The following is a 19405-nucleotide window of genomic DNA, read 5'->3' as shown; positions in this document are numbered from 1 at the left end:
CAGCAGGGCCCGCGCAGGTCGCCGCGGCCGCCGAGCCTCCGCGCCCTCCGGCCGCCGGGCAGCAGGACGCCGCCCCCGCGATCGACGAGGGCCGCCTGCGGCCCGCGGCGCTGTGGACCCTCGCCTCGACGCTCCTGCCCGGGACGGGCCTGGTCCCGACCCGACTGCGCTGGCTGGGAGCGGCGCTGCTGAGCGTCCTCGTGCTCGCGCTCCTGGGCGTGTCGATCTGGCTGGGGGTCACCGACACGACGCGGACCCTGCTGTCGCTCGCCACGAGCCGAGGGTTCCTCGTGCTGTGCCTCGTCCTCACGCTCGTGGTGGGCATCGTGTGGATGCTCCAGATCGTCCTGACGAACCTCGTCCAGAACATGAAGCACGGGCTCATCGGCACCAAGCGCGCGATCTCGCTGGGCCTGGCCGCGCTCATGGTCGTCGCGGTGGCGCTCCCCTTCGGCCGCGGGGTGCAGTCGCTGTGGGCCGCACAGGGGCTGATGGGCAACCAGACCGTGTGGGGCGGCGAGGTCGATCCGAAGCTGGACCAGCCCGACCCCTGGGCCGGCGCCGGCCGCGTGAACATCATGCTCCTGGGCCAGGACGCCGGGGCGGACCGCACCGGCACCCGGCCGGACACGATCATGGTCGCCTCGATCGATGCCGCGACCGGCCGCACCGCGCTGTTCTCGATCCCCCGGAACCTGCAGTACGTGCGCTTCCCGGAGGGCACCACCGCAGCGGAGGAGTTCCCGGACGGCTTCGACTACTTCGGCCGCAACCAGAACCTCATCAACGCCGTGTGGACCTGGGCGGAGGATCGCCCCGACCTGTTCCCCGGCGACGCGAACCCCGGTCTGACGGCGACGACGTGGGCGGTCGAGGAGACCCTCGGCCTCGAGGTCGACTACTACGCGATGGTGAACCTTCAGGGCTTCGAGGACCTGGTCGATGCGATCGGCGGCGTCGAGATGGAGGTCGAGCGGCGGATCCCGATCGGCGGCGGCACCAACCAGTCCACTGGTGGGAAGTATCCCGTGACGGGCTGGATCGAGCCCGGGTGGCAGCAGCTCGACGGCTATCACGCCCTCTGGTACGCCCGCTCGCGCGAGGGGTCGGACGACTTCAACCGCATGTGCCGCCAGCAGCGGATCGTGCGCGTCGTGACGGAGGAGGCGGATCCGGCGACCCTCGCGCTCTCCGTGCCGGGTCTGGTCTCGGCCACGGAGCGGAACATCGAGACGAACATCCCCTCGACGCAGATCGGCGCCTTCGCCGAGCTGGGGCTGCGCATCAAGGATGCGGGCTTCACGTCCTACCCGATCACCACCGACGTGACCAATCCCGGGGACCCGGACTTCCCGTACATCAAGGAATGGGTGCAGGCCTCGATCGACCAGTCCATGGAGCAGGCCGATCCCGAGTCCGTGCGCGGCGAGGACCCCTCGGCCACGCCCGCCCCGGGCGGCGGGACCACCTCGGCGCCCGAGCAGACGCCGTCCGAGACCCCCTCCTCGGAGGCCCCGTCCGAGGAGCCCTCGCAGTCCCCGAGCACGGAGGCGACGACCCCGGAGGAGTCCGCGACCGCGACGGAGGCGCCGGTCGTCGAGAAGGACCCGCTGAAGTCGTGCATGCCCGGCTACGACGAGGAGAGCGCCGGCTGAGCCGGCGCTCCCGCCCCGTCCCGGTCCTCAGACCAGCTGCAGCAGCGCGTTCTCGATCAGCTCCGGCATCGCCGGGTGGATCCAGTACTGGGTCGCCGCGATGTCGCGGGGGCGCTGGCCCGTGCTCATCGCCTGGGTGATCAGCTGGATCAGGCTGGTGGCCTCGGGGCCGATGATGTGAGCGCCCAGGAACTCCTCGGTGTCCGCGTCGACGATGATCTTCGCGAAGGACGTCGTGTCCTCCATCGCCCAGCCGTAGGCGATCGAGGAGTACTCCTGGATCGCGACCCTCACGGCCCCTCCTCGTTCCCGCGCCTCCTGCTCGGTCATGCCGACGGCCGCGACCTGCGGGCTCGAGAACACGCCGTAGGCGATCGGCATCGTGTCCGAGCGCCGCAGCTGCTCGGGGTGGAGCAGGTTGTGGCGGAGGATCTTCAGCTCATGGTTGGCGACATGCTTGAGCTGGTGGGGGCTCGAGAGGTCGCCGAGGGCCCAGGCCCCGGGCAGGATCTCGCCGTCGGCGAGGACGCGCTGGTGGGCGTCGACCTCGACGCGTCCGTCCTCGGCGAGGTCGATGCCGGCGACCGCTGCGTCCAGCAGGTCCGAGTTCGGCCGGCGGCCGGCGGCGACCAGCAGCTCCTGGGCACGGATCGTGGTCTCCTCCCCGCCGATCCGGCCTCGCAGGCTGACGCCCTCGGCGTCCCGGGCCGCGCTCACGGCGGAGAAGCCGGTCACGACCCGCAGCCGGTCCGAGAGCACCTCGGTCAGGCGTCGGGAGACGTCGGCGTCGGCGCCGCGCAGCAGCCGGTCCCCGCGCGCGATGATCGTGACCTCGACGCCGAGGGCGTCGAGGATGTGCGCGAACTCGGCGGCGATCACCCCGGAGCCGAGGATCATGATCGAGGCGGGCAGCTCCTCGATCCGCATGATCGTGTCGGAGGTGAGGGGTCGCACCTCCGCGAGGCCCTCGACCGGCGGCAGGGAGGGACGGGATCCCGCCCCGAGGACGACCGTGGTGGCCGTGATCTCCTCCGTGCCTCCGCCTGCGACGTCGACCCGCAGGTGATGCACGCCGCCCTGGCGCGGACCGGTGAAGCGGGCGGTGCCCCGCAGGAGGGTGAGGTTCTCGTTGTCCTCGTGCCCGGCACGGTAGCTCTCCCCTCCCGCGCTGATCGGGTCGATGCGCCCGAAGATGCGATCGCGGATCTCGCGCCAGCGGACCCGCCGGAGGGACTCGTCGACGCCGAACCGCCCGGAGATCGCCGGGGTGCGGGCGAGGTTCGCGGTGTGGACGAACATCTTCGTGGGGATGCAGCCGAGGTTCAGGCAGGTCCCGCCGAACAGGTGGTCGGGACCGACCCCGCGGTCGATCTGGACGATGCGGGAGCCGGAGAGGTCCTCCCCGGGCAGCGAGTTGGCGGATCCGGAGCCGATCAGGGCGATGTCGTAGTGGGTCACGCGCACCAGGCTAGTCGCGGCCGTGCGCCGCGGGTTCGCGCGTGCGGTCACATCCGCGGCCGCGGACCCGTCATGATGGTGACCGCCGGTCCGCCCCCAGGGCCGGATCCGAACGCCGCGCAGGAGGACCGATGACCGCCGTCCCGACCGAGTCCCGACCGAGCCCCGCCGATGCCCATGACGTGATCCGCGTGGAGGGCGCCCGGGAGAACAACCTGCGGGAGGTGAGCGTCCAGATCCCGAAGCGTCGCCTGACCGTGTTCACCGGCGTCTCCGGATCCGGGAAGAGCTCCCTCGTGTTCGGGACCATCGCGGCGGAGTCGCGACGCCTGATCGACGAGACCTACTCGACCTTCGTGCAGGGCTTCATGCCCTCCCTCCCCCGGCCCGACGTGGATCGCCTCGAGGGGATCACGACCGCGATCCTCGTGGACCAGGAGCGCCTGGGGGCGAACGTCCGCTCGACCGTGGGCACCGTCACCGATGCGAACGCGATCCTGCGCCACCTGTTCAGCCGGGCCGGCGAGCCGTACGTCGGCCCGCCCACCGCCTTCGCCTTCAACGTGCCCACCTCGGTCGCGACCGGCGTCATGAGCACGCAGCGCGCCGGCGGGGAGGTCGAGAAGAAGAAGGTGAAGCAGCAGGTCTACCTGGGCGGCATGTGCCCCGAGTGCGAGGGCCGCGGAACCGTCTCCGACCTCGATCTCTCCGTGATCCTCGACGAGTCGAGGTCGTTGAACGAGGGCGCGATCCTGGTGCCCGGCTACAAGGCGGACGGCTGGATGGTCCGCGGCTTCTCCGAGAGCGGCATGCTCGACGGCGACAAGCCGATCCGCGACTACACCGAGGCCGAGCGCCACGACTTCCTGCACCGGGAGAAGGGCAAGATCAAGGCGCTGGGGATGAACATGACCTACCAGGGTCTGATCCCGAAGCTGCGCGAGTCGATGTTCTCGAAGGACCCCGCCTCCCTGCAGCCTCACGTGCGCCGCTTCGTCGAGGCCGCAGCGGTGTTCGCCCCCTGCCCGGCCTGCGAGGGCACGCGCCTGACCGAGGCGGCCCGCTCGAGCCTCATCCGCGGGGCGAGCATCGCGGACGTGTGCCGGATGCAGATCACGGATGCGGCCGCATGGGCCCGTGGGATCGAGGATCCCTCGGTCGCGCCGCTCGTGCGCAGCCTGCTGCATCTGTTCGACAAGTTCGTGGAGATCGGACTGGGCTACCTCTCGCTCGAGCGGCCCTCGGGCACGCTCTCGGGCGGCGAGTCGCAGCGCACCAAGATGATCCGTCATCTGGGCAGCGCGCTCACCGACGTCACCTACGTCTTCGACGAGCCGACGATCGGCCTGCATCCCCATGACATCCAGCGGATGAACGGTCTCCTGATGGAGCTGCGGGACAAGGGGAACACCGTGCTCGTGGTCGAGCACAAGCCGGAGACGATCCGGATCGCCGATCATGTCGTCGATCTGGGGCCGCGCGCCGGGAGCGAGGGCGGGAGCATCTGCTACGAAGGCGACTACGCGGGGCTTCGCACCAGCGGGACCCTCACCGGGAACCATCTCGAGGACCGCGTCCGCATCAAGGAGGAGGTCCGCCCCGCCGCCGGGGCGATCGAGATCCGGGGCGCGAACCAGAACAACCTGCGGGACGTGGACGTCGACATCCCCGCCGGGGTGCTGACGGTCGTCACGGGGGTCGCGGGCTCCGGGAAGAGCTCGCTCATCCACGGCCACCTCGCCGGGCGCGAGGGCGTCGTGGTCGTGGACCAGGGCGGGATCACCGGCTCGCGGCGCTCCAACCCCGCGACCTACACCGGCATCCTCGAGCCGATCCGGAAGGCCTTCGCGAAGAAGAACGACGTCTCCCCCGGGCTCTTCAGCGCCAACTCGACGGGCGCCTGCCCCACCTGTAAGGGCAACGGCCGGATCTTCACCGAGCTCGGCTTCATGGAGACCGTGGAGACGCCCTGCGAGGACTGCGGCGGACTGCGCTTCACGGCGGACGTCCTCGAGTACCGCCTGGGCGGGCTGAACATCGCCGAGGTCCTGGACCTGTCGGTGGCCGCCGCGCTGCCGATCTTCGGCGAGGGCGAGGCGAGGATCCCGGCGGTGCGCCGCATGCTGGGGCATCTGCAGGATGTGGGCCTCGGCTACCTGAAGCTGGGACAGCCGCTGAACACGCTCTCGGGCGGGGAGCGCCAGCGCATCAAGCTCGCGACCCGGATGAACGAGAAGGGCGGGGTGCTGGTGCTGGACGAGCCGACCACGGGACTGCATCTGGCCGATGTCGAGCAGCTGCTGGGCCTGCTGGACCGGCTCGTCGACGGCGGTCGTTCGGTGATCGTGATCGAGCATCACCAGGCCGTCATGGCCCATGCCGACTGGATCATCGATCTGGGCCCCGGGGCCGGCCAGGACGGCGGGCGGGTCGTCTTCGAGGGCACTCCGGCACAGCTCGTGGCGCAGCGGGCCGGGCTCACCGGCGAGCATCTCGCCGAATACGTGGGCTCATGAGAGCCTGCTGGTGCCTGTCCGGAGCAGGATCTCGCGGATCACCTCGTCCACGGGGCGTCCCGCGTCGATCCGCACCCCCGGCGGAAGGGTCTCGCCGGTGCGGTGCCAGCGGTGGATGAGCTCGCGCGGCGGCGGCCCGTCACCGCCCCAGTCCTCGTCGCGGCGGGCATCCAGGCGCCGGTCGAGCGCGGCGAGGTCCACCTCGAGCACGAGCACCTCGTCGAACAGATGACGCAGCCGTGCATGATTGCGAGAGCCGCCGCAGAAGAAGGTCACCGGTCGGGAGGCGTCGGCGACGATCTCGCGGACGGCGTCCTCGTCCCACAGCGGGGCCGCGAAGTCTCCCGTCGCGGTCGAAGCGCCGGTGCCGGGGTCGAGACGCTGTGCCAGGTCGCGGTCCCCGTGGATCACATGGTGGCCGCGTCGCTGCAGGGCCTCGGCGACCGTGGTCTTCCCGGTCCCGGAGAGGCCGTCGATCAGATGGTTCCGTCGGCCCATCGGCCCCCTCCTCTCAGCTGAGGCCCTGGGCGAGCAGCTTCTCGAGGGCCTCGCGCGCCTCCGCGTCCCCGCTGATCCGCACCTCCTGCCGCCCGCTGGCGAGCGCCTCGAGCGCGGGCGAGCGGCCCCAGCACCACAGGTACAGGGCCGGGGCCGAGCCGTCGACGACGGCGCGCGGCAGCTCGCTCAGCGCACTCGTGCCCCGCAGGTCCTGGGCCGGGGCGCGCCTGGCGGTGATGTGACCGGCGTACTCGTCGGGCTCCTCGCCGCCCGGACGGGCCTCGAGCCGGCTGAGCTCGAGATGGTCCTCGGTCCCGTCGGGACGACGCAGGACCACGAGGGCCACGGGAGTCACGGCCCGCTGGCCGGAGGCCCAGCGATGCTCGACGCCCCACATGACATCGATCCCGTGGGCGATGCCGGCGGCGGCGATCTGCGGGGTCGGGTCGGTGACGGGACGCTGCGCGGCGAGCTCCGCGTCGACCCGGTGCATGGTCGCCTCATGGGTCTGCATGCGACGGGTGAAGCCGACGTCCTGCGCGGTGCGATCCCAGGACCAGGCGGGCTCCGCATCGGCGCGGCGCTCGAGCTGCTCGACGAGCTGCGCGGTCGCGGCCTCGCGGCGGCGCAGCAGCTCGGGGAGATCCGCGGGGCGGGGCGCGCCCGCGCCCTCGAGCGCCTCGGCGTCCTCATCGGTGAGGGCGCCGGTGGCGAGGATCCTCGACCAGAACTCATGGACCTCGGTGAGGTGCCAGAGGAGGTCGCCGGCGGTCCACGCGGGACAGGTGGGAACGGGGGCGGCGGGATCGGTGGCGGCGAGGACGTGGGCGAGGCGCTGCGCCTCCTGGCGGATCACGGTCGTGGGTTCCATGCCACGATGGTGGCACCGGGGCGGGTGGCCCACAACACATTTCCGGACCTCAGCCCTCTGCGGGGACGTCGGATCCGGGCGTCCTCGACAGCGGTTCGCGGCGACGCCAATAGCCGACCACCGCGCCGGCCACCGGCACGGGCCAGAGGAAGAACGGCGCGTACATGACCCCCAGGAGCAGGCTCTGGGCAGGCGTCATCCCGTCGGTCGGGGTCCAGGCCTCGGTGATGCCGAGCCAGGCGCCCCCGAAGGACCAGAGCAGCGGCGCGAGGATCATCACCAGGGCAAGGGTCCCCGCCAGGCCCACGGCGGTGGGAAGGAGGCGCGGGATCACCCTCCCGCCGAGGCCCGGCAGCCAGCGGGGCAGCCGCTCGCCCCAGGGGCGGATGAGCCCCCAGCAGGCGAGGCAGACGGCCGCCTCGATCACGCACAGCGCGAGGACGTAGGAGACGCCGCGGGGATCCGTGCGGAAGAGCTGGGCCTCCGCGAAGCCCAGGTCCGCGCCCGCGAGCATGAGCAGGCGCCAGATGATCGAGGGGACCGGGGCGAGGACGGCGAGGAGGGTGAGCATGCGCGCCCAGGGCTGGGGGCGCACGCCGGTCCGGCCGACAGCAACTAGATCAATCCATCTAAAATGCATGCTCCGAAACTAGCTAGGATCTGTGGACATGGCAAGACCCGCACGCTTCACCGACGACGACATCCTCGACGGCGCAGCCCGCGCGCTCGCGCGCTCCGGGCCCGCCGTCACCATCGCGCAGATCGCCCGGACCATCGACGGCCCGAGCGGATCGATCTACCATCGCTTCGCCTCCCGCGAGGAGCTGCTCGCGCGCCTGTGGCTGCGCGCCGTCGGCCGCTTCCACGAGGGCCTGCTGGAGGCGTATGCGCTCCCGGGGACCGATGCCGCGATCGCCGCGGCCTCCCGCCACGTCGTCGCGTTCTGCCGCACGCACCCCCTCGACGCCGGCGCGATGCTCCTGTTCCGCCAGAGCGCCCTCGTGACCACAGGTCCCGCCTCGGTGCGCGAGGAGGCGCTGCACGTCAACGACGCGATCGACGGCGGGGCGGAGGACCTGATCGTGCGCCGCTTCGGGCGGAGCAGCCCGCGTCGGCGCCAGATCTTCCAGGTCGGCACCCGGCTGGGACCCTACGGGCTGGTCCGCCCGTTCATCGGCGGGGACATCCCCGACTGGCTCGAGGACGCGGCCGCCGCGTCCGCCCTCGCGGTCATGCCCCTCGGCGACACCGCTCACCAGGACTAGGACCGTTCGCGCGGCACCGGTATCCTGAGGCGGCGCCGCCTGGGCGCAGCGGCCGGGACGACCCGGCCGGGCACGACGTGCAGGGACGGCCCTGCGGAACAGGACCCTCCGGTCATGCCCGCCTCCTCCGTCCCGTTGCGCTCCCTCCTCACCCGTGCTGCCCTCGTCCGCCTCGCGCTCGGCTGGGGCGCCGTGGCGGGCCTCGGGCTCGCCGCGCCGCTGCTCGCCGCCCCGCTGCCCGGCCCCGCTCTCGCGGCCCTGCTCGCCGCGATCGTCGCGGTGATCCTGCTGTGCGCCTTCGGCGTCGTCCACGAGGCGGAGCATCTCGCCCACCGCCTCGGCGACCCGTACGGCTCCCTCGTCCTGACCCTCTCCATCGTGCTCATCGAGGTGGTGCTGATCGCCGCCGTCATGCTGGGACCCGGCGAGCACGCCACGATCGCGCGGGACTCGGTCATGGCCGTCTCGATGATCATCATGAACCTGGTGGTGGGCCTGTGCCTGCTGCTGGGAGGGATGCGCCACGGAGATCTCGCCCCGCACCCGACGGGAGCCTCCGCCTACCTCGCGATGATCACCGTGCTCGGCTCCCTGGGGCTCGCGGTGCCCGCGCTGCTGAGCGGCGCCGGAACGCTCGGGACCGGACAGGCCGTCGTGGTGGTGGTCCTCACCATCGGTCTGTATGCCTTCTTCCTCGCCCGGCAGATGGGGCGGCAGGCGGCGGACTTCCGCGAGGTCGACGGCCCCTCCGCCGATCCCGAGGCACCGGCGCAGGAGGAGCCCCCCGCGAGCATCGGCGCCGTCCTCGCCGCGCACCGCCGCGAGATCCTCGGGCGCTTCGCGCTGCTCGTCGCGACGGTGCTGCCCATCGTCCTGCTCTCCCACGACATGGCCGACCTCCTCGACGACGGCCTCGCCCGCCTGGGGGCGCCGACGGCCCTCGCTGGGCTGGTCATCGCCATGATCGTGTTCCTTCCGGAGTCGATCACGGCGGTGCGCGCCGCCCTGGGCGGAGAGCTGCAGCGGGTGCTGAACCTGTGTCACGGCGCGCTCGTGTCGACGGTCGGCCTGACCATCCCGGTCGTCCTGGTCATCGGGATGGTCACCGGCCAGGACGTCGTGCTCGGCGAGACCCCGATCGATCTGCTGCTGCTGGGCGCCACCGTGATGCTCTCGGGCATCGGCCTCGCAGGCCGCAGGTTGGGCGCCATGCACGGCGCCGCGCATCTCGCGCTCTTCGGCGTGTTCGCGCTGACCCTGCTCACCGCATGAGCCGGCCGGGACGACGTGATCCTTCCGATGCCCGCGGGACTCCTGCAGCGCGCATCCGGACCCTTCCTCGGCCGATAGGATGGCGGACGCGCCTCCGCGGCTCTGCGGCCGGGGAGGCCGTCACCTGGACCCCGGTCCGGGACGAGGCCAAGGGATTCGACCGGCGGATGCTCGCCGGGCGGGCGTGCTCAGGCCTCGCCTCCGGATCGAGAACGCCCGCATCGCCGGGCGCACGCATCGGGAGCACGGCGGGCCGGTCACGGCCCGCCGTGTCCTGGCAGGCCCCGATCCGAGGAGACATGATGACCTCCGACCTCTCCGCCGAGGCCGCCGAGCTCATGGCCGAGCTCGCCGCCCTCGCCGATCCGCGGATCCTCGCGGTCAACGAGCGCCACGGCGACGACCACGCCGTGAACCTCACGAAGCTGCGGGCGATCGCGAAGCGGGTGAAGGTCCGGCCGGAGCTCGGCATGGAGCTGTGGTCGACCGGGGACAGCGCCGCGCAGCTGCTCGGGATCCTGCTGCTGCGCCCGAAGCTGCTGAGCGCCCCGGAGCTCGATGCGATGCTCCGCGAGGCGGGCTCGCCCAAGGTGCACGAATGGCTGGTCAGCTACGTCGTGAAGAAGGGTCCTCACGCGCAGGAGCTGCGCGAGACCTGGTTCGCCGATCCCGACCCGGTGATCGCGAGCGCCGGCTGGGCTCTGACCAGCGAGGCCGTGCGGAAGTCCCCGGAGCGCCTGGACCTGCCCGCCCTGCTGGATGTGATCGAGGCCATGATGGCGACGGCGCCGCAGCGCCTGCAGTGGGCGATGAACGAGTGCCTCGCGACCATCGGCATCGAGCATCCCGACCTCCGGCCGCGGGCGATCGCGATCGGCGAGGAGCTCGGGGTGCTGAAGGACTATCCGACCCCGCCGAACTGCACGTCGCCCTTCGCGCCGATCTGGATCGCGGAGATCGTGCGTCGCCGCGAAGGGGTCTGAGGCTCAGGCCGCGCCCGCCGGGACGAGCTGCGCGAGGCGGCGCAGCGCCTCCTGCCCCGCGGACCCCGGCAGGGCCGGATACACGGCGAGGGACAGGCCGTCGTCGGGGGCGAGCGCCATCGTCTCGTACTGCAGCTCGATCTCTCCCACGACCGGGTGGTGGTAGTGCTTCCGCCCCTGGTAGTGGTGGCGCACGTCATGGCGGGACCACAGCTCGCGGAACAGTGCGCTGCGCTGCGACAGATCCTCGATCAGCGCGGTGAGCGCGGCGTCGCGGGGATGCTCCCCCGTCGCAGCGCGCAGGATCGCGACCGTGTTGTGGGCGGCGCTGTCCCAGCCGGCGTAGAACCGCCGCGCCCGCGGGTCGAGGAAGATGAACCGGGCCGTGTTGACGGACGTGCCGTCGGCGCCGAGAGCCGGACCGTCGTACATCTGCGCGTACAGGGCCCGCCCCAGCGGGTTCGCGGCCAGGACGTCCCGCCGATGGTCGCGCACGAAGGCGGGCGCCTCGGTGATCGCGGCGAGCACGCCGCGGACCGAGGGCCGCAGCACCGCGGCCTGCGGGGCCGGGACGACGCGGCCCGGGGCGTTGACGGCGTCGGCGAGGTCGAAGAGGTAGCCCCGCTCGTCGGCGTCCAGCTGCAGCGCTCTCGCGATCGCCTCGAGCACCGCATCGGAGACCCCCTGCAGGCTGCCCCGCTCGATCCGCGTGTAGTACTCGACGCTGACCCCCGCGAGCATCGCGACCTCCTCGCGACGCAGGCCGGGCACGCGCCGGGGCGTGCGGGAGGCGACGAGGCCGACCTCGCGCGGGCCGAGGCGGGCCCGCCGGGACGTGAGGAACCCGCGGATGCTGTCGGTGTCGGGTGCGGCGGACATGCCCGGATCGTATCCCCGCCCGTCCCGGTCCGGGGTCTACCCTGGGCTGAGCCGATGCCGCACCCTCGGAAGGGGTCCCCCATGCCGACGACGCTCCATGAGCTCCTGTCCCGGCACGTGCGCGAGGGCACCGTGCCCGGCGTGATCGCGAGCAGCGGCCGCGAGCTCGACCCGTTCGCGATCGGCCGCGAGACCCCGCAGGGCCGTCCGCTGCGGCCGGACGCGATCGTCCGCATCCAGTCGATGACGAAGCTCGTCGCGACCGTTGCCGCGCTGCGTCTGGTCGAGGAGGGAGGGATCGGCCTCGACGAGCCGGTCGCGCGCTTCCTGCCGGAGCTCGCCGCGATGCAGGTCCTCCCCCGGCCCGACGCGCCGCTGTCCGCGGCGGCCCCTGCCCGCACCTCGATCACGCTGCGCCACCTGCTGACCTGCACCTCCGGGATCGGCGTCATGACCGCCGAGTCCCCGCTGTCCCGCGCCATGGAGGAGGCGGGCGTCGCCGCCGGCCCCGATCCCGTCTCCCAGGGCGCGACGGAGTGGCTGGCAGCGGTCGCGGCGCTGCCGCTGGCCTTCGAGCCGGGAACGGCCTGGCGGTACCACCACTCCTTCGGGCTGCTCGGGATCCTCCTGGGACGGGTGGGCGGGCAGCCGACGATCGACGTGCTGCGCCGCACCGTGCTGGATCCCGCAGGCATGGTCGACACGGGGTTCTCGGTGCCGCCCGATCAGGCGCACCGGCTGCTGCCGGCGCTGCGCCGGACCCCGGACGGGTTCGAGGTGGCGGAGCCCGGGCCGGGCGGTTTCCATGTCGCCCCGGCGCCCTACGACCTCAGCCACGCCGAGCTGGTCTCGACCCTCGCCGACTACCACCGCTTCCTACGCGCCCTCGTGGACGGGGAGCTGCTGGGGGCGGAGCATCTCGCCGCGCTGCGCAGCGATCAGGTGCCGACCCGGATCAAGGGCGAGGACAGCTTCTTCCCCGGGTTCTGGGACGGGACCGGCTGGGGCTTCGGGGTCTGCGTCCTCACGCAGGGCCCGCATACCGGGCGGTTCGGCTGGTCCGGCGGCCTGGGCACGGACTTCTTCGTCGACCCCGACGGGAGCATCACGATCGTCCTGGCGCAGGTCGAGATGGACGAACCGGTGTTCACCATGATCGGGGAGCTGCAGGACGCCGTCGATGCCTGAGCTGCTCCAGGGGCTCAGCGCATTCCCCCTGACCCCCGTGCCCGCCGGCCGCTTCGACGAGAGCTCCTTCGCCCGCATCATCCACGGCATCGTCGCCGCGGGGACCGACAGCATCGGTGTGCTGGGATCGACCGGCTCGTACATGTATCTCGACCGCTCCGTCCGCGCCCGGGCGGTACGGACGGCGGTGCGGGAGGCGGCGGGAGTCCCGGTGATCGCGGGCATCGGCGCGATCGGCACGGATCAGGTGCTCGCCCACGCCGAGGACGCCCAGGCCGCGGGCGCCGCGGCCGTGCTCCTGGCCCCCGTCACGTATCAGGCGCTCTCCCCGGACGAGGTGCAGGGCCTCTTCGCGGACGTGTGCGCGCAGCTGTCCGTGCCGCTGGTCGTGTACGACAACCCGGCGACCACGCACGTGCAGCTGTCGACCGATCTGTACGGACGACTCGCGGAGCTGCCGCATGTCGCCGCGGTCAAGATCCCGCCGTTCACGACCGGTGGGGCCGACGCGGCGGCTGCGAGAGCGCGGATCGCCGAGGTCCGCGCGGCCGTCGGATCCCGGGTCCGCATCGGCATCTCCGGGGACGCCGTCGGCGCGCTGGGCCTGGTCAGCGGCTGCGACCTGTGGTTCTCCGCGATCGGAGGGATCCTGCCTGCCGTATGCACCGACATCGTGACGCGTGCGCGCGAGGGCCGCCCCGAGGAGGCGCTCGACGCCTCCCGGCGTCTCGCGCCGCTCTGGCGGCTGCTCGCGGTGCACGGGAGCCTGCGCCTGAGCCAGGCGGTCGGAGAGCTGCTGGGGATCGTGCCGGCAGGCTCACTTCCCCGTCCCGTGCGCGGCCTCGCCGGGGCGGATCTCGCAGCGGTCGCGGAGGCCCTGCGGGAATGCCGGCTGCTCCCCCGGCCAGAGGGTCACTGACGGTACCTGGTCCGACCGCGCGGCGACGCGCACACTGAGATGCCCGCCCGTCCCGCGCGGGCACCTCGCATCGTCCCCAGGAGGCCCCGGGTTGAGCACCCTCGTCGGATCCGATCGCGGCACGGGCACGCCCCGCGCCTTCCTCGCCGCCTCCGCGTGCCTGGTCGTCGCGTTCGCAGCGTCGTCCTCGCCGATCCCCCTGTACAACGGCTACCGCTCCCAGGAGGGGTTGACCAACGCCGACCTCGCCGTCGCCGTCGTCACCTACTTCGCGGGGACCATCCTGGCGCTGCTCGTGCTGGGCAGGCTCTCCACGCATGTGGGTCGGCGGCCGATGGCGCTCGCCTCGCTGCTCCTGCTCCTCGCAGGCGCGATCGTGCTGTGCTTCGTCGACTCGGCTCCGCCCCTGGCCGTCGGGCGGTTCCTGATGGGTCTGGGCTGCGGGATCGCCTCGAGCGCAGTGATGGCCTTCGTGGTCGACGCCGCCCCGGCCCGGCCGCCGTGGCTCGCGACCGTCGTCACCTCGCAGGCGCCGATGCTGGGCCTGACCCTCGGCGCCCTCGGCTCGGGAGCGATCGTCGAGCACGGACCGGCACCGACGATCACCGTGTACGCGGTCGCGATCGCCGCCCTGGCGGTCTGCGTGCTGCTGGTGCTGCGCGCCCCGGAGACGACGCCGCGGACGACCGGAGCCCTCGCCTCGCTGAGACCGCGGGCGAGCGTGCCTGCCCGGGCGCGCCCGCTGCTCCCGGTCGCCGCCCTGATCTTCCTGGCGACGTGGTCGATGGGGGCGTTCTACCAGGCCTTCGTCCCCGCGATCGTCGACGGGCAGCTGGGCACCTCGAACGCGCTCGTGGTCGGTCTGGTGTTCTCCTCGTACATGCTGCCGAGCGTGCTCGGCGCCCCGTTGGGAGGGCTCCTGCGCCCGGCCGCGGCGCAGCGCCTGGGGATGACGGTCTTCGCGCTCGCCGTCGGCGGGGTCGTCCTCGCGCTGCTGTCGGGGACCCTGGGCGGCTTCCTGGTCGCGAGCGCGGTCGCGGGGGCCGCGCAGGGCATGGCGGTCAGCGCGGCGATCCGCGGGATCATGGCCGGCGCGAGCGCGGCGGAGCGCGCCCCCACCATGGCGGCGATCTACCTGCTGTGCTACATCGGCGCGATGCTTCCCAGCCTCGTGTCGGGGCAGCTCTCCCGCGGCCTCGAGCTCCCGGTGATCGCTCTGGGCTACGGGGTCCTCGCCGCGCTCGCGGCCCTGGTCACCCTGCTGCTGGCACGTGAGCCCTCCCCGGCGGGCGCCCCCGTCACGGCTGTGCGAGGACCTCGGGGGTCGTGATCGCGTCCAGGCCGTGATGCAGCGCGCCGATCGCGGCCCCTTCGATGCCGAAGCGCGCATCGACCAGCGGGGGCGGCGCATCGCGGCGGTAGCGCATGAGCCCGTCGCGGTAGGCGTCCTCGAGCGCGTCCGGGGCGAGCTGGTGGAGCAGCGGGGCGAGCCCGCCGAGGCTCACGAGCTCCGGGTCGTGGGCGTTGACGATCCCGGCGGCTCCGGCGCCGAAGACCGCGGCCAGGCGGTCGATCGCGGCCCGCCGCCCCGGTCCGACCGGGGCCCCGGCGGCTGCCGCGACGAGGACCTCCTCCAGGTGCTCCGCGCCCTGGGCGGGCTCGGGCTCCCCGGCCCAGCGGGCGAAGGTCCTCCCGTCCAGATCCACGTTCCAGCAGCCGCGGGCCCCGCAGTCGCAGCGCCGGCTCCGATCGCCGAAGGGCATGTGCCCGAACTCGCCCCCGCTGCTGCGGGCGCCGCGGATCGCCTCCCCGTCCACGAGCAGCGCCCCACCGACGCCTTCGGCGAGCATGAGGTGCAGCGAGCAGCGGACGGCGCGGGCCGCGCCGAGCCGCGCCTCCGCGAGCCCGGCGAGGGTCGCGTCGTTCTCGGCGAGCAGGAGGGGAGGAGCGCCCTGCGATGTGCCGCCCACGAGCAGGCTCAGGTCCGCGTCGCGCCAGCCGCTGTGGGCGAGCCAGGCCAGCCGGTCGCCCTCCACGACGCCGGCGGCGACGACCGATACGGCCTTCACCCGGCCCTCGTGCTCGGCGCGCACGGCCCCGAGGGCCCGGGCGATCCGCGGGAGCTCCTCCTCGGGTCCGCGGCCGGCGACGTCCCCGCGGCCGGCAGGGCGGGAGACGCCTTCGACGTCGCCGATCCCGATCCGCCAGCTGTGCCCGCGCAGATGCACGACGGCGACGAGCGGGCCCTCGGCATGCGCGGTCAGGAGGGGGCTCGGCCTGCCGCGGCCCTCCGCCGCACCCGGCACCTCGTCGAGCAGCCGGGAGCGCCGCATCCTCTCCATGAGATCGCTCATCGTCCCGGTGGACAGTCCCAGCCGGCGCCCGGCGTCACGGCGGCTGAGCCGTGGCTCGATCCGCACCAGGCGCAGCAGCTCCGCGGCCGATGCCCAGCGTCCCGCCTCCCCTTTCCGGGTCGACGCCGCGCTCTCGCCGGTACGCTGCGCGCCGTGCCGCCTGGGGCTCGCCATGATCCAGGTCCTTCCCTCGTGCTCCATCGGGCCCTTGACCCTACCGCGAGCCGGCAATATGCTCGGAGTCCGAGTTAAATCGTGCGCCCCGCGGTCCTCCCCCGTGCCGCGGGGCGCCTCCCTGCTTCGTGGAGGATGGCCGCGTGACCGCTCCCGCTCCCCGCCGCCCCTCCGCCCGGTCGAGACGGGCCGAGGAGCTGCAGGGGCTCCTGGTGCTGGCCCTGTGCTGCTTCATCGCCGTGTCGACCGAGGTGATGCCGATCGGCCTGCTCCCCGCGATCGGCGCGGACCTCGGCGTCGGCGAGAGCCGCGCGGGCATGCTCGTGAGCCTGTACGCAGCGCTGGTGGTGCTGCTGGCGGTCCCCCTGACGACGGCGCTGCACCGCATCGACGGCCGGAGCATCCTGGCGGTGACGATGCTCGGATACCTCGTCGCGGGGCTGCTCTCCGCCCTCGCCCCCGGCTTCGCGACGCTCGCGCTCGCCCGCGCCCTCGGCGGCGTGACGCATGCGGTGTTCTTCTCGGTGTGCATCGGATACTCGGCACGGCTCGTGCCGCCGGAGCGGACCGCGCGGGCGATGGCGATCGTCTCCGCGGGGATCTCCGCGGGGCTGGTGCTGGGTGCCCCGGCGGCGACGGCGATCGGCAGCGCGCTCAGCTGGCGGCATGCTTCGGCCGCGCTCGCGATCGCATCCGGTCTCGCCCTCGTGGTGGTGCTGCTGAGGCTTCCGCGCGTCGATGCCGCGCCCGCCGCTCCGGCACGTTCCCAGGCGGCGGCGCGCCCCGCGCTCGTCGCCGTGGTCGCAGCGAACATGCTGGTCTTCTTCGGCCAGTTCATGCTCTACACGTTCCTGGCGGTCCTGCTCCTGCGGGCGGGCGCGGCGGAGTCCTCGATCTCGGTGATCCAGCTGGTGCTGGGCGCCGTGGGGCTCCTCGGCATCATGGCGGCGGCGCCGCTCCTGGACCGCCGGCCGCATGCGACGGCTCTGGTGCTGTTCTCGGTGGTCGGGGCGGCGATAGCCCTGCTCGGACTCGCCCATGGCTCGCTCGCGGCGGTCCTCGCGCTGGGGGTGGTGTGGAACCTGTTCTATGCCCCGGCGCCGACGCTGTTCCAGAGCGCGGCCGTGCGCACCGGCGCCCTGGCACCGGAGATCGCCGGTGCCTGGGTCAACACGACCAGCAACATCGGGATCGCGGGCGGATCCTTCGCGGGGGCCCTGCTGCTGGAGAGCTCCGGGATGACGGCGCTCGCGCTCGGAGCCGCGGGAGTCGTGCTGGCAGGCGCCGTCCTCATCGCCGTGCGCCCCCATGCCTTCGCCGTCCGCCCCGCCCCGGAGGATCCCGTCGAGGAGCAGGCTCCTGCCTCGGTCGTCGCCTGAACGGACGCGCCGGCGAGACGGGTCGGGCCCTCGGCCCCGCCCTGTGGCGGTTCAGAAGGGTGGGTCGCCGTAGGAGGTGAAGGGCTCGTCCGGGGTCCTGCCCGGGCCGGAGGACCGGTGCCGCCGGGCTGGTGCCGTGGCCCCAGGGGCTGCGTCCAGGTCGGGGGTGAGGGCGTGGGCGATCTCCTGGTCGTGGCGTTCGGCCAGGCTCGGACCGGAGATGAAGGACCGCGTCGTCTCGGGCGGGGACTGAGGGTTCTCGATCCCCTCCGCGGCACTGCTGCTGCGGGCACCATCAGTCCCGGCATCGTCGTTTCCGGCATCGTCGCCGCGAGCGCAACGGATCATGTCACCGGGGCTCTTTTCCCGTGGCGTACTGATGCTCCCGGGCGGATCGCCACCACCGTGGCCCGAGGGGTTCTGCGTCCCGGGTGGTTTTCCGATTCCCGGGGCGCGGGTATGTCGGGGCTGGAGGCAGGAGCGGTCGCACAGGCTCGCGGAGTGTTCGAGGTAGTGCACGTCCAGGGCTTTCAGGGCGAGGGTGCCGACGAGGTCGACATCATCATGGATGGTCGCATACCCCAGGGGATCGGCCTCGGTCCCGATCCGCCATCGCGTCGCTCCGGGCACCCGCTGTCCGCCGGGTGTGGTGCCAGCCTCGTGGAGGCGGACGGGGTCCAGCAGTCCCGCGGTCTTCTGCTGGTGGTGGTGACGGCACAGCAGGTGCAGGTTCTCCACCGCCGTGACCCCACCCGTCAGATACTCCTGGATGTGATCGCACTCCGCGGCATCGGTCACGAGTCGGTGGCAGGACGGGACCGCGCATCGTGGTCCCCGCAGCCGCAGATGCTCCAGCATCCGTGCTGTTGGCCGGTATGTGGTGGCGGGCAGGGGCAGGAACGCTCCGTTGCCCGGATCGGTCAGCACTCGATACCACGTCTCCTCCCCACCGGCGAGGATCCGGGCCAGGTCCGCGGGCACGGGCACGTGCCCATCCAGGACCCCGGGTGCGTCCGTCTCGCCCAACAGCGTCAACGCCGGCACCGTGACGGTGACCCGGAACCGGTCCTCCGGCACGACCACGCCGCCGGGGTCCAGGGGCGCCCGGGTCGCCAGCAGGTACCGCAGCACAGACAGCCGCAACGGTGCACCCGCCGCCGCGACCGTGCCATCGATGTCGTAGGGGATCTCGGTGCCCTCCCGCAGAGCGGCCCGCTGCGCATCGCGGATCGCGCGAGCGGTCACGTCCAGACGCCGCGCGGCCTGCGCGAGCTCCGGGGCGGGACCCACGACCTGCAGACACGCCAGCCCCTTCGGCAACGGGACCAGGGATACCGAGCGTTCCACCGGTGCCGCCTCATCCTCGTCACGGGACTCCTGGTCTTCGAGCCAGCGCACCAGGGCCATCAGATGGGTCCGGAACGTCTCCGGGGACATGCGGGCCAGGTCCCAGTCCGGGATGATCTGGTCGAGGACTCTCCGGGAGACGCGGGTCAGGTGCCGGGACTTCTTCAGGACCAGGGTCATCCATGCCTCGGGCAGGATGCCGTCCCGCAGCGCCTCCAGCAGCGCGGGCAGGTCCGTGACGGCGTTATCGGCATCACGGACCGCGTACTCGGCCTGGGTGATGCTGACCCGAAGCGCGGTCGCGGCCGCGAGAGCCTCCACGTCCATCTCCGGGCCGGGTGTCTCGTCGCCCTCGGGCCCGACACGCAGCAGGGCGAGAGTCTCCAGCAGCTGCGCCGCCGCCGGCCCACGGGCCGCGACCAGGTCCCGCACCTCATCTACCACCCGGGACCGCGGCCCGTCCCCGACCAGACCCGCAACCCGCGCCGCGACCTCCCGCGTCGAGCGGCCCCGCATCACGCCCCGCCGCAACCGCCCCGGCACCCGAGCCGGCAGCCTCCCTGCCCCGGCATCACCCGGCCCGCCTGGTATTCCGGAACCACCCGGTGCCCCGGAATCGCTGGGCCCGGCGGGCATAGCGGGATTCT

16 protein-coding genes are annotated in these 19405 nt (G+C 72.9%); 9 read left to right on the top strand and 7 right to left on the bottom strand.

Going from position 1 to position 19405, the window contains the following annotated elements; genetic code table 11:
• Nucleotides 1-1655 (top strand): LCP family protein (locus ACFFF6_RS19240; RefSeq protein WP_376983135.1); only part of this gene is annotated, 1655 nt, incomplete at its 5' end.
• Nucleotides 1656-1682: 27 nt separating this feature from the next.
• On the opposite strand, the gene ACFFF6_RS19235 is transcribed toward ACFFF6_RS19240, so the two are convergent.
• Nucleotides 1683-3113, bottom strand: coding sequence for a mycothione reductase (locus tag ACFFF6_RS19235; RefSeq protein ID WP_376983134.1), 1431 nt, complete (start codon nt 3111-3113; stop codon nt 1683-1685).
• Nucleotides 3114-3244: 131 nt separating this feature from the next.
• Between ACFFF6_RS19235 and ACFFF6_RS19230 the strand changes: the two genes are divergently transcribed.
• Complete coding sequence (locus tag ACFFF6_RS19230) at nt 3245-5629, top strand: ATP-binding cassette domain-containing protein (RefSeq protein ID WP_376983133.1); 2385 nt, start codon at nt 3245-3247, stop codon at nt 5627-5629.
• On the opposite strand, the gene ACFFF6_RS19225 is transcribed toward ACFFF6_RS19230, so the two are convergent.
• Genes ACFFF6_RS19225 through ACFFF6_RS19215 form a run of 3 tightly spaced genes read right to left on the bottom strand, consistent with a single transcriptional unit; the run spans nt 5624 to nt 7593 of the window.
• Complete coding sequence (locus ACFFF6_RS19225) at nt 5624-6127, bottom strand: P-loop nucleotide/nucleoside kinase family protein (protein WP_376983132.1); 504 nt, start codon at nt 6125-6127, stop codon at nt 5624-5626. The genes ACFFF6_RS19230 and ACFFF6_RS19225 overlap by 6 nt on opposite strands.
• 13 nt (nt 6128-6140) lie before the next feature.
• On the bottom strand, nt 6141-6998 hold the full coding sequence (locus ACFFF6_RS19220; RefSeq protein ID WP_376983131.1) for a maleylpyruvate isomerase N-terminal domain-containing protein: 858 nt from the start codon (nt 6996-6998) through the stop codon (nt 6141-6143).
• Between the two features lie 49 nt (nt 6999-7047).
• Nucleotides 7048-7593, bottom strand: coding sequence for a hypothetical protein (locus ACFFF6_RS19215; RefSeq protein ID WP_376983130.1), 546 nt, complete (start codon nt 7591-7593; stop codon nt 7048-7050).
• A 73-nt stretch (nt 7594-7666) separates the two neighbouring features.
• On the opposite strand from ACFFF6_RS19215, the gene ACFFF6_RS19210 reads away from it, so the two are divergent.
• The 3 genes from ACFFF6_RS19210 to ACFFF6_RS19200 all read left to right on the top strand — a co-directional run bounded on the left by ACFFF6_RS19210 (nt 7667) and on the right by ACFFF6_RS19200 (nt 10518).
• On the top strand, nt 7667-8263 hold the full coding sequence (locus tag ACFFF6_RS19210) for a TetR/AcrR family transcriptional regulator (RefSeq protein ID WP_376983129.1): 597 nt from the start codon (nt 7667-7669) through the stop codon (nt 8261-8263).
• A gap of 114 nt (nt 8264-8377) precedes the next feature.
• A complete protein-coding gene (locus tag ACFFF6_RS19205) occupies nt 8378-9535 on the top strand; it encodes a calcium:cation antiporter (RefSeq protein WP_376983128.1) in 1158 nt (385 codons plus the stop codon).
• 299 nt (nt 9536-9834) lie between these two features.
• Nucleotides 9835-10518: a DNA alkylation repair protein gene (locus ACFFF6_RS19200; protein ID WP_376983127.1), complete on the top strand. Its 684-nt coding sequence runs from the start codon at nt 9835-9837 to the stop codon at nt 10516-10518.
• 3 nt (nt 10519-10521) lie between these two features.
• On the opposite strand, the gene ACFFF6_RS19195 is transcribed toward ACFFF6_RS19200, so the two are convergent.
• Nucleotides 10522-11397, bottom strand: coding sequence for a helix-turn-helix domain-containing protein (locus ACFFF6_RS19195; RefSeq protein ID WP_376983126.1), 876 nt, complete (start codon nt 11395-11397; stop codon nt 10522-10524).
• Nucleotides 11398-11478: 81 nt separating this feature from the next.
• Between ACFFF6_RS19195 and ACFFF6_RS19190 the strand changes: the two genes are divergently transcribed.
• The 3 genes from ACFFF6_RS19190 to ACFFF6_RS19180 all read left to right on the top strand — a co-directional run bounded on the left by ACFFF6_RS19190 (nt 11479) and on the right by ACFFF6_RS19180 (nt 14834).
• Nucleotides 11479-12585, top strand: a complete 1107-nt coding sequence (locus ACFFF6_RS19190) for a serine hydrolase domain-containing protein (RefSeq protein WP_376983125.1) — start codon at nt 11479-11481, stop codon at nt 12583-12585.
• On the top strand, nt 12578-13504 hold the full coding sequence (locus ACFFF6_RS19185) for a dihydrodipicolinate synthase family protein (RefSeq protein ID WP_376983124.1): 927 nt from the start codon (nt 12578-12580) through the stop codon (nt 13502-13504). Before ACFFF6_RS19190 ends, ACFFF6_RS19185 begins: the two co-directional genes overlap by 8 nt.
• A 91-nt stretch (nt 13505-13595) precedes the next feature.
• A complete protein-coding gene (locus ACFFF6_RS19180) occupies nt 13596-14834 on the top strand; it encodes an MFS transporter (RefSeq protein WP_376983123.1) in 1239 nt (412 codons plus the stop codon).
• On the opposite strand, the gene ACFFF6_RS19175 is transcribed toward ACFFF6_RS19180, so the two are convergent.
• Nucleotides 14803-16032, bottom strand: a complete 1230-nt coding sequence (locus ACFFF6_RS19175; protein WP_376983122.1) for an ROK family protein — start codon at nt 16030-16032, stop codon at nt 14803-14805. The two genes, ACFFF6_RS19180 and ACFFF6_RS19175, sit on opposite strands and share 32 nt — an antisense overlap.
• 143 nt (nt 16033-16175) lie before the next feature.
• Here ACFFF6_RS19175 and ACFFF6_RS19170 point away from each other — a divergent pair, with 143 nt between their 5' ends.
• On the top strand, nt 16176-17411 hold the full coding sequence (locus ACFFF6_RS19170; RefSeq protein ID WP_376983121.1) for an MFS transporter: 1236 nt from the start codon (nt 16176-16178) through the stop codon (nt 17409-17411).
• Between the two features lie 51 nt (nt 17412-17462).
• Here ACFFF6_RS19170 and ACFFF6_RS19165 read toward each other — a convergent pair whose 3' ends face one another.
• Entirely contained in the window at nt 17463-19190 is a 1728-nt protein-coding gene (locus tag ACFFF6_RS19165; protein WP_376983120.1) for an HNH endonuclease signature motif containing protein, read from the bottom strand.
• Nucleotides 19191-19405 lie beyond the last annotated feature (215 nt).

Origin of the sequence: Brachybacterium hainanense, from assembly GCF_042434575.1 — a bacterium.
GTDB lineage: Bacteria > Actinomycetota > Actinomycetes > Actinomycetales > Dermabacteraceae > Brachybacterium > Brachybacterium hainanense.
The sequence above is the reverse complement of the archived record's forward strand: the minus strand, read 5'-3'. Positions and strand labels throughout refer to the sequence as shown.